This is a genomic window from Pseudomonas sp., from assembly GCF_030147005.1.
In the GTDB taxonomy this organism is placed as follows: domain Bacteria; phylum Pseudomonadota; class Gammaproteobacteria; order Pseudomonadales; family Pseudomonadaceae; genus Aquipseudomonas.
Window position 1 is genome coordinate 1 of sequence record NZ_JASLAW010000023.1, and the last position, 10,088, is coordinate 10,088.

Annotated in this window: 9 protein-coding genes and 1 pseudogene; 5 read left to right on the top strand and 5 right to left on the bottom strand. The window is 61.5% G+C overall.

The annotated features are described in order from the left end of the window. The 3 genes and pseudogenes from Q1V60_RS01745 to Q1V60_RS01755 form a co-directional block, all read left to right on the top strand. Positions 1 to 186, top strand: a pseudogene (locus Q1V60_RS01745) (octanoyltransferase); the annotation flags it as partial. Between the two features lie 25 nt (positions 187 to 211). Then, entirely contained in the window at positions 212 to 1,213 is a 1,002-nt protein-coding gene (lipA, locus tag Q1V60_RS01750) for a lipoyl synthase (protein ID WP_300626943.1), read from the top strand. 158 nt (positions 1,214 to 1,371) lie between these two features. Further along, the gene (locus tag Q1V60_RS01755; protein WP_300626935.1) at positions 1,372 to 2,301 is read left to right on the top strand and encodes an LD-carboxypeptidase; all 930 of its coding nucleotides are present in this window, start codon (positions 1,372 to 1,374) and stop codon (positions 2,299 to 2,301) included. Between the two features lie 128 nt (positions 2,302 to 2,429). On the opposite strand, the gene Q1V60_RS01760 is transcribed toward Q1V60_RS01755, so the two are convergent. From Q1V60_RS01760 to leuS, 5 genes are all read right to left on the bottom strand, one after another. Continuing rightward, positions 2,430 to 3,752, bottom strand: a complete 1,323-nt coding sequence (locus Q1V60_RS01760; RefSeq protein ID WP_300626936.1) for a lytic murein transglycosylase — start codon at positions 3,750 to 3,752, stop codon at positions 2,430 to 2,432. A 62-nt stretch (positions 3,753 to 3,814) separates the two neighbouring features. Beyond that, the gene (gene arfA / locus Q1V60_RS01765; protein WP_300626937.1) at positions 3,815 to 3,979 is read right to left on the bottom strand and encodes an alternative ribosome rescue factor ArfA; all 165 of its coding nucleotides are present in this window, start codon (positions 3,977 to 3,979) and stop codon (positions 3,815 to 3,817) included. A gap of 237 nt (positions 3,980 to 4,216) precedes the next feature. Further along, positions 4,217 to 5,254 (bottom strand): DNA polymerase III subunit delta, encoded by a 1,038-nt coding sequence (holA, locus tag Q1V60_RS01770; protein ID WP_300626938.1) that lies wholly within the window; start codon positions 5,252 to 5,254, stop codon positions 4,217 to 4,219. Between the two features lie 39 nt (positions 5,255 to 5,293). Next, positions 5,294 to 5,899 (bottom strand): LPS assembly lipoprotein LptE, encoded by a 606-nt coding sequence (lptE, locus tag Q1V60_RS01775; protein WP_300626939.1) that lies wholly within the window; start codon positions 5,897 to 5,899, stop codon positions 5,294 to 5,296. An 88-nt stretch (positions 5,900 to 5,987) separates the two neighbouring features. Then, entirely contained in the window at positions 5,988 to 8,594 is a 2,607-nt protein-coding gene (leuS, locus tag Q1V60_RS01780) for a leucine--tRNA ligase (RefSeq protein WP_300626940.1), read from the bottom strand. Positions 8,595 to 8,855: 261 nt separating this feature from the next. Here leuS and Q1V60_RS01785 point away from each other — a divergent pair, with 261 nt between their 5' ends. After that, a complete protein-coding gene (locus Q1V60_RS01785) occupies positions 8,856 to 9,173 on the top strand; it encodes a hypothetical protein (protein ID WP_300626941.1) in 318 nt (105 codons plus the stop codon). 95 nt (positions 9,174 to 9,268) lie between these two features. Further along, positions 9,269 to 10,030 carry a YdcF family protein gene (locus Q1V60_RS01790; protein ID WP_300626942.1) on the top strand — a complete coding sequence of 254 codons (762 nt, stop codon included), beginning with the start codon at positions 9,269 to 9,271 and terminating at the stop codon, positions 10,028 to 10,030. Positions 10,031 to 10,088: the final 58 nt, after the last annotated feature.

Below are 10,088 nucleotides of genomic sequence, written 5' to 3' on the forward strand. Positions count from 1 at the left end.
GTGGACATGGACATGGAGCCGTTTCGACGGATTAATCCCTGTGGCTATGCAGGGCTGGCGATGACCCAGCTGTGCGATCACACAGGATCGATTGAATTTGCCGAGGTAAGTGCCCGGCTGCGCGCGCAGCTCGTCAAGCACCTCGACTATGCTGAGCAGACGACCCTGACGGGCGGAATCGATTGATATGACTACTGATGTTGTGCAAACCATGATCCCGACGCTGGACATCACCGAGCGTCCAGCCCCGGCCCCGCGTGCCAAGGTGGAAGCCGGCGTCAAGCTGCGTGGCGCCGAGAAGGTTGCACGCATCCCGGTGAAGATCATTCCGACCACCGAACTGCCGAAGAAGCCTGACTGGATTCGCGTGCGCATCCCGGTTTCGCCGGAAGTCGACCGTATCAAGGCGCTGCTGCGCAAACACAAGTTGCACAGTGTGTGCGAAGAAGCCTCTTGCCCGAACCTGGGCGAATGCTTCTCCGGCGGCACCGCCACTTTCATGATCATGGGCGACATCTGCACCCGTCGTTGCCCGTTCTGCGACGTGGGCCACGGCCGTCCGAAACCGCTGGACGTCAACGAGCCGGAAAGCCTGGCCATCGCCATCGCCGACTTGAAACTCAAATATGTGGTGATCACGTCGGTAGACCGTGACGACTTGCGTGACGGCGGTGCTCAGCACTTCGCTGACTGCATCCGCGAAATTCGCAAACTGTCGCCGAACGTAATGCTTGAAACCCTGGTGCCCGACTACCGTGGCCGCATGGATGTGGCGCTGGAAATCACCGCCGCCGAGCCGCCGGATGTGTTCAACCACAACCTGGAAACCGTGCCGCGCCTGTACAAGGCCGCGCGCCCGGGTTCGGATTACCAGTGGTCGCTGACCCTGCTGCAAAAGTTCAAGCAGATGATGCCGCACATTCCGACCAAATCCGGCTTGATGCTGGGCCTGGGCGAAACCGATGAAGAAGTTATCGAAGTCATGAAGCGCATGCGCGAGCACGGCATCGACATGCTGACCCTGGGCCAGTACCTGCAACCGTCCCGCAGCCACTTGCCGGTGCAGCGTTTCGTGCACCCGGATACCTTCGCCTGGTTCGCCGAGGAAGGTTACAAGATGGGCTTCAAGAACGTCGCGTCCGGCCCGCTTGTACGGTCTTCGTACCATGCCGATGAGCAGGCCAAGCTGGTCAAGGCGAGCCTGGTTTCGTAAAACCGTACCGCAGATTTACTGTGGGGGCGGGCTTTTGTGGGAGCGGGCTTGCTGGCGAAGACGATGTATAAGTCAGCGAATCATTGACTGGCACGCTATCTTCGCGAGCAAGCCCGCTCCCACATTGGGTTTCGCGTTACAGATAAGGGAGAACATGGATGACTATTCGACCGAGCGACGCCGTACCTGCATTGCGCCTTGAAGGCACCATCGGCCTGATCGCCCCCGCCGGGCCTGCCGCGCTGGACGTTGAAAAGGCCGGGCAATGGATGCGCGCCCGAGGCTACGAACTGCGAATTTTCCCAGGTGTGTACGAGCACGACGGCTATCTGGCCGGCAGCGATCAGGTGCGCCTCAACGACCTTCACGCCGCCTTCGCCGACCCCGAAATCGACGCTATCCTCTGCCTGCGCGGCGGCTACGGCACGCCACGCCTGCTCGGCGCACTGGACTTCGACCTGTTGCGCGCCAATCCCAAGCCGTTCGTTGGCTACAGCGACATCACCGCCCTGCACCTGGCGATCAACCGCTACGCGGGCTTTGTTACCTTCCACGGGCCTATGCTCAATGCGGACGTGCTCGGCGGCAAGCAACAGCCCACCGAATCATCGTTGTTCAGCCTGCTGCGAGGCCAGCTCGGCGCCGGCAGCCTGCTGACGCACCCGGTGGCGTACCCATTGACCACCATCGAGCCTGGCATCGCCTGCGGGCGCTTGTTGGGCGGCAACCTCTCGATGATCGCGGCGGTGATGGGCACCGCTTACGAGATTGATGCTGAAGGCATCATCCTGTTTATCGAAGACGTCAACGAGCCGCTGTATCGCATCGACCGCTTGCTGACGCACCTGCGCCTGGCGGGCAAACTCGACCAGGTTGCCGGGGTATTGGTGGGGGACGTGGCCGGTGTGGATCAGGTGGCACTTGAAAGACTGTTGAAACAGACCTTCGAACCGCTGTGCATTCCGGTGTTGTGCGGCTGGCGCAGTGGGCATTGCGATCCGAACCTGACGTTGCCGATGGGCGCTTTGGTGCGGTTGGATGCGGGGGAACAACAGGTGGTGTTGGAGCAGGATGTAGTCTTTAAATAGGCTTCGCCTGGCAGGCCGCATTCGCGCGCAAGCCCGCTCCCCCAGTTGACCGAGTTCCAAGCCTGGAATGCAGTCAACTGGGGGAGCGGGCTTGCTCGCGAATGCGATGGTCGCCTTACAGCGATCTATCAGTTCTGCAGCGACTCCAACAGCTTCACCGTCGGATACCCATCCGCCGGCCAGCCCAGCGCTTGCTGCGCCGCACGAATCGCCTTGCGCGTGTTGGCGCCAATGATCCCGTCGGCATTGCCCGCGTCGTAGCCCTTGGCGCTGAGCGCCGTCTGCAGGTCGATACGTTGCGAGCGGCTCAGCGGCAGCTCATCTTTCGGCCAGCTCCCGCGAATCATGCCACCACCACCAAAGCGCTCCGACAGCAGGCCAACGGCCAGCGCATAGGACGACGAGTTGTTGTACTTCAGGATCGCCCGGAAGTTATCCAGTACCAGGAACGCCGGCCCACGGTAGCCGGCCGGCAGCAGCAGGGCGGCGGAGAGTTGGTCGACGTTGGCCGGCAGGCTCGCGCCGGGCGGCAGCTGGATGCCCAGTTGCAGCCATTCGGCGACGGTCTTGCGCGTGCCGCCATCGGCCAGGGAATAGTCGAAGCCCGATGGCAGTGGTTGCACCTCGACTCCCCACGGCTGGCCTTTCTGCCAACCGGAGCTTTGCAGGTAGTGAGCGGTAGACGCAAGGGCATCAGCCGGGCTGTTCCAGATATCGCGGCGACCGTCGCCGTCGAAGTCCACAGCATGGGTGTTGTAGGTGGTGGGGATGAATTGAGTCTGGCCCATCGCGCCGGCCCAGGAGCCTTTCATCTGATCGGCTGGTATATCGCCATGCTGGATAATCTGCAGCGCCGCCAGCAGTTGCGCCTGTGCGAATGCCGGGCGGCGGCCTTCATAGGCCAGGGTCGCGAGGGAGCGGATCACCGAGTTATTGCCCTGGAACTGGCCGAAGTTGCTTTCCATGCCCCACACCGAGACCAGTGCCTGGCGATCAACGCCATAACGCTCTTCGATGCTCTGCAGGATATCGGCGTACTTGACCAGCAAAGCCTGGCCATTACGCACGCGCAGCGGCGACAGCGCGCCATCGATGTATTCCCACACCGGCCTGGAAAATTCCGGCTGGCTGCGGTCGGCACGGATCACTGCCATGTCCGGGCTGACGCCGGCGAAGGCGTTATCGAAAACTTCGGCCGTGATCCCGGCTTGCAGGGCCTGCGCACGAAAACCGGCCTGCCATTCGGCAAAGGTCTGAGTCGGCTGGATGTTCAGGTTGTCCACCGCCAACGGCGCAACGACGGCAGGCGCGACGGCCGGTGCAGTCTTGAGCGTGGGCAGGGGTTGAGCGTCCGCGGCGGTGGGTTTTTCCGCGCAGGCGACAAGCAGAATGAGGCTGGAGGCAGCGATCAATTGGCGAAGGTGCCAACGACGGGAAAGACTAGAGGGCATGCACAGGTCCAGGGGGTTACAAATCAAGTACAGACCTTATCATGCCAGAGGGGCGCTTGCCTTCAGGCAACCAGAAAGTAAGAAGCCTCCCAGCTATTAGGCTGGAAGGCTTCGCGGCGGTAGCTGCCTTTGCCCTTGCCGGCGCGTTCCTGACGGCTGCGGAACAGTGGCTGGGCGATGATGGATTTGGCCTTGTTCGGGCCATGCTTGGATGGCTTTTTGCTCATGGTCGGGTCTCTCGTTGGATGGGTGGAGCGGCGAAAATAATCTACCGAACTTGAGCCGCTGTAAAGCCCTGCGATCTGTAAGAAAGGTACGCAGTCGATATGTGGGAGGGGGCCCCAGAGGCGGCGCTGAACCTGTGGCGAGGGAGCTTGCTCCCGTGGCGGCCGTGCAGTCGACTCACAGCTTACGGATGCCCTCGTCCTGAATGTGTGAGAACCAGGGTGCTTTTGAAAGCAGGCTTATTCGGCGGGCAACGTGAGACGCTGGCCAGCCATCAACAGTGACAATCGGCTCAGGCTCATCCACGGCGAACCGGCCGCCTGGCCCTTGATCTGTGCATCGATGCGCTGCGCTTCAAGCAACAGTTGCGCCCAGCGTTGCGCCGAGTGCCGTTGCAGGGCTTTGCTCATCAGGGGTTTGCGCTTGTCCCACACCGGCGGTCGGGCTTGGCTGAAGCATTTGTCCAGCGGCGTGCCCTGGCTGTATTGCAGGGCAATGTTGGCCAGTACCCGCAGTTCCCGGGCCAGGGCCCAGAGAATCACCGGCGGCTCCACACCCTCGCCGCGTAGCCCTTCGAGCATGCGCAGGGCGTGGGCGGGCTCACCGTTGAGAATCGCGTCCACCAGCCCGAATACGTCAAAACGCGCACTGTCGGCCACCGCACCCTGCACGGTTTCGACGGTGATCTGCCCATCTTCCGCCATCAGCTTGAGCTTTTCGATCTCCTGGGCGGCGGCAAGCAGGTTGCCTTCGACCCTGGCGGCGATCAGCTCGACGGCGTCTTGCGTGGCTGACAGTCCGGACTGTGACAGGCGTTGGCGAATCCACTGTGGCAGCTGGCTGCTGTCCACTGGCCAGATCTGAATGAACTGGGTCTGTGGGCCTTCCACCAGTGCCTTGCCCCATTTGGTTTTCTGCGCACTGCCGTCGAGCTTGGGCAGGCTGACCAGCAACACCGTGTCTTCAGCAGGGCGCGCGCAATATTCCATCAACGCTGCCGCGCCTTTGTCGCCCGGCTTGCCCGAGGGCAGGCGCAGCTCCAACAAGCGTTTTTCGGCAAACAACGACATGCTCGCGCCGGCTTGCAGCAACGTCCCCCAGTCGAAACTGGCGTCGGCACTGAATACCTGGCGTTCATCGAAACCTTGCTGGCGCGCCGCCGTGCGAATGGCATCGGCCGCTTCCTGGCAGAGCAACGGGTCATCGCCGCTGACGATATAGACAGGCGCGAGGCCACCTTGCAGGTGTTTGGCGAGTTGGGCGGGGGCGAGTTTCATAGGCAGGGTGAACGGGGCGCCGCAAGCGCCCCGTTTGGCTTACTCGACAGGAACTTCAACAGGCGACTGTTTCGGCGTGTTGTCTTCATACTCTTGCGCGGCCTTCAGGGCGTCGGCATCAGCCTTGGCCTTGTTGTCGGCGATTTGCTGCAACTCCGCGAGTTTTTCCGGGGTCAGCATCTGCAGGCGAGTCATCATGCGCTGGACCAGCTCACGACGCATTTCCTTGCGTACCTGAATGGTTTCCGAGTCCGAGCCCACCAGGTTGTTGCCGTCGTGGCTCACCACTTTCTGTACCTGGATCTTGTCGCCCATCAGCGGCAAGTGATCGCGGCCCTGTACTTCGAAATTGACGACTGTAATCAACTCGACGTCCGACGCACGGCCGGCACTGGCGTAGCTGATGTTGCGCTGGGTTTCTTGCTCATTGACCAGGTTCAGCTTGTAAGTGGCCCCGGTATAGACGCGCACGCCGCTGTTTTCCAGGGTCTGGCGCAGTTGTGTCACGGTTTCGCCGTAGGCGTTACGCGCGCTGAGGTCGAGTTCCTTGAGCGACAGTTCGTTGGTGCCGGTGCCGCGCAGCTGGAAGCCGCAAGCGCTCAACAGAACGGCCAGGCCCATTACCAGCAGATTGCGTTTGATCATGTTGTTGCTCCCCTTGAAACCAGGCGGGCCTTATCGAGGCCCTGAAGGTTTAGTTCGGCGCAGGGCTCAAGCCCTGCGCCCGATCGATTTAGCTGGCGACGATATTGACCAGTTTTCCGGGCACGACGATCACTTTGCGGATCGTCAGGCCTTCGGTAAAGCGCAGCACGTTCTCGTTGCAGCGTGCAGCCGCTTCGACTTCTTCACGGCTGGCGCTGGCCGGCATGTCGATCTGGCCGCGCAATTTACCATTGACCTGAATCACCAGTTGCAGCGTGTCCTGCACCAGCGCGCTGTCATCCTGCACCGGCCAGCGGGCATCGATGACGGCACCGCTGTGGCCCAGGCTGTTCCACAATTGGTGGCTGATGTGCGGCGTGATCGGAGCCAGCAGCAGGGTAACCGTTTCCAGGCCTTCCTGGATCAGCGCGCGATCCTGTTCCGTGGCCTGCGGGGCTTTTTCCAGCACGTTCATCAGCGTCATCACCTGGGCGATGGCGGTGTTGAACTTGTGGTTCTGCCCTACATCCTGGCTGGCCTGGCGGATGGCCAGGTGGGTGCTGCGACGAATGGCTTTCTGCTCGTCATTCAATGCCGCGACGTCGAGCTTGCCCGGCAAGCCCTGGCTGACGTGGGCATGGGCCAGGCGCCAGACGCGCTTGAGGAAGCGGTGCGAGCCTTCGACGCCGGAGTCGGACCATTCGGCGCTCATGTCGGGCGGCGAGGCGAACATCATGAACAGGCGGCAGGTGTCGGCACCGAACTGGTCGATCATCGACTGTGGGTCGACGCCGTTGTTCTTCGACTTGGCCATCTTCTCGGTGCCGCCGATTTCCACCGGCAGGCCGTCGGATTTCAGCTTGGCGCTGATGACCTTGGCTTTGCTGTCACGTTCGAGCTCGACGTCAGCCGGGTTGAACCAGGTGTAGGCGCCATTGGCTTCTCGGCGATAGTAGGTATCGGCGATCACCATGCCTTGGGTCAGCAGGTTCTTGAACGGCTCGTCGGAGCTTACCAGGCCTTCGTCACGCATCAGCTTGTGGAAGAAGCGCGCGTACAGCAGGTGCAGGATGGCGTGTTCGATACCGCCGATGTACTGGTCCACCGGCAGCCAGTGGTCGGCGGCGGATTTTTCTACCAGGCCGCCTTCATAGTGGGGCGACGCGTAACGGGCGTAGTACCACGAGGACTCGACGAAGGTGTCCATGGTGTCGGTTTCACGCTTGGCAGGCTGGCCGCATTTCGGGCAACTGCATTCGTAGAACTCGGGCATGCGCGCCAGTGGCGAACCGGCGCCATCCGGTACCACGTCTTCCGGCAGGACGACCGGCAGTTGGTCTTCCGGAACTGGCACGTCGCCACAGTTTTCGCAGTGGATGATCGGGATCGGGCAGCCCCAGTAGCGCTGGCGGCTGATGCCCCAGTCACGCAGGCGGAACTGGGTGCGCGAGGCACCGAGGTTTTTCTTGATCAGCGCGACTTCGATCGCGTCGAACGCGCCCTGGAAGTCCAGGCCGTCGAACTCGCCGGAGTTGATCAGCTCACCGTGCTCGCCGTAGGCGTCCTGCCACGGCGCCGGGCTGGTGTCGCCCGCGCTGGTGCGCACCACGGACTTGATCGGCAGGTCATATTTGGTGGCGAATTCGAAGTCACGCTCGTCGTGGGCCGGCACTGCCATTACGGCGCCATCCCCGTAGTGCATCAGCACATAGTTGGCGACCCATACCGGCAGTTTCTCACCCGTCAGCGGGTGTTCGACGAACAATCCGGTCGGCAGGCCTTTTTTCTCCTGGGTGGCGACGTCGGCTTCGGCCACGCTGCCGCCTTTGCATTCGGCGATGAACGCCTGCAGCTCAGGGTTGTTTTGTGCGGCCTGGGTGGCCAGCGGGTGTTCGGCGGCCACGGCGACGTAAGTCGCGCCCATCAGGGTGTCTGGACGGGTGGTGAAGACCTTGAGTGCGCCTGCCTGGCCGATGGAATCGACGTTGTACGGGAACTGCACTTCCATGCCCTTGGATTTGCCGATCCAGTTGCGCTGCATGGTCTTGACCTGTTCAGGCCAGCCCGGCAAATCGTCGAGGCTCGACAAAAGCTCGTCCGCGTAGGCGGTGATCTTGAAGTAATACATCGGGATTTCGCGCTTTTCGATCAGCGCGCCGGAGCGCCAGCCGCGACCATCGATGACCTGCTCGTTGGCCAGAACGGTCTGGTCGACCGGGTCCCAGTTCACAGTGCCGCTCTTTTTGTAGATCACGCCTTTTTCGAACAGGCGAGTGAACAGCCATTGTTCCCAGCGATAGTAGTCCGGCTTGCAGGTGGTCACTTCGCGGGACCAGTCCACCGCCAGCCCCAGGCTGCGCAGCTGGGTCTTCATGTAGGCGATGTTTTCGTAGGTCCACTTGGCGGGCGCCACGTTGTTTTTCATCGCGGCGTTTTCCGCCGGCATGCCGAAAGCGTCCCAACCCATAGGTTGCAGGACGTTCTTGCCGAGCATGCGCTGGTAGCGGGAAATCACGTCGCCGATGGTGTAGTTACGCACGTGCCCCATGTGTAGCTTGCCGCTGGGGTAAGGGAACATCGACAGGCAATAGAACGTCTCCTTGCCTGGCTGTTCGCTGACTTCAAAAGACTTCTGCTCGTCCCAGAAGGTTTGTGCGGCATTTTCTATTTCACGGGGCTGATATTGTTCGTGCATGGCTACTTTTGAACTGAATAGGGGTGGCCTAATCCTCTTCGGTGCAACGTTCAGGTTGATCGACACCAGAAAGCGGCGCGTCCGTGCCCAAACCCTGCGGGAAGTGGAGTTACAGGAAGCGCCGTAGCATACATGACCCCACTCTATCGAGGGAAACCCTGATTGCGCCGGCCAGGCCGTCTGTCGCGGCACCGGGCAGGCGCAGCCACGGGGGCTACGCTGTTTATTGGGGAGCAAGTATTTCTTCAATGAGGTGAGGGGATGGCTGAATCGCAGCGAACTTTGACGAAACCGCAGTTATATGAAGGATTGATCGACCGTTTGGGTCGGGCATTGGATGCCGCAAGAACCGCAGGCCGATTGCGTGGTGAACGGCCTCAGGAGCTGGAGTTGCGAGGCTTAAGCCAGGCAGAGCTTGAACTGATCAAGCGTTATCTGGAATTGCATCACCAACGCACTTCTGCTGGGCAGGCTTCCCCGCCGGCCCACGAGCCGTCCGGTTCGGCCAAGGTGATTTGGCTGAAAGACCTGACGGCTGGTCGCGGCCCAGAAAATCCTCGGTCCGCACGGTACAAGTGACCCCGCGTTACCGGTTAACTTTTGCAAAATGTGATTGTAAGGATTGTTGCTGAACCCCGTTGCATCTAGGCTTCGGGCATCTGTGGAGATGCCCGATGCCTTTTCGTTATTTCATCAAACAATTGTTGCTGCCGCCCGGTATTTTCTTGCTGTTGCTGGCGCTTGCCTGGTGGTTTCGCCGCAGTCGTCCGCGCCTGGCGGGGTGTTGCTTTGCCTTGGGATTGGGTGGGATGTGGCTGATCAGCCTGCCGGTGATGGTGCAGTGGGGCGCCCGTGCGCTGGAGACTGAACCTGCTTTGCCTCGCGAAGAGTGGGCAAGCCTGGCCCAGCGCGCCGATGCGATTGTGGTGTTGGGTTCTGGACGTGAGCGTGGGGATGCGGCGTGGGGCACCGACCAGCCCACCGGCATTGGTTTGGAGCGTGAGCGTTACGCGGCGCGTCTGGCCAAGGCATCCGGGTTGCCGGTGCTGACCACCGGAGGCCTGCACTACGGCACGCCGCCCAGCGAGGCAGCGTTGATGGCCGTATCGATGCAGGATGACTTCGGCGTCACCGTGCGCTGGAAAGAAGAGCGCAGCCGCACCACCTGGGAAAATGCGCAGATGAGCGCCGAGATTCTGTTGCCTCAAGGCATCAAGCGCGTGGTGGTGGTGACTCAGGCCTGGCACATGCCGCGTTCGGTGTGGAGCTTTGAGAAGGCCGGCTTCACCGTGGTGCCGGGGCCGGTAGGGTTTCTGGGCGTCGATCACGGCCGGCCGCTGGGTGGCTGGATGCCGGAGGTCAAGGCGGTGTGGCAGAGCGGGCAGTTGATCAATGAAGCGGTGGGGCAGATAGGTTATCGCGTGTTTTACAGGTAACACCGCAGCTCAAAATGTGGGGGCGGGCTTGCTCGCCAATGCGGTCATTCAGCCAGTG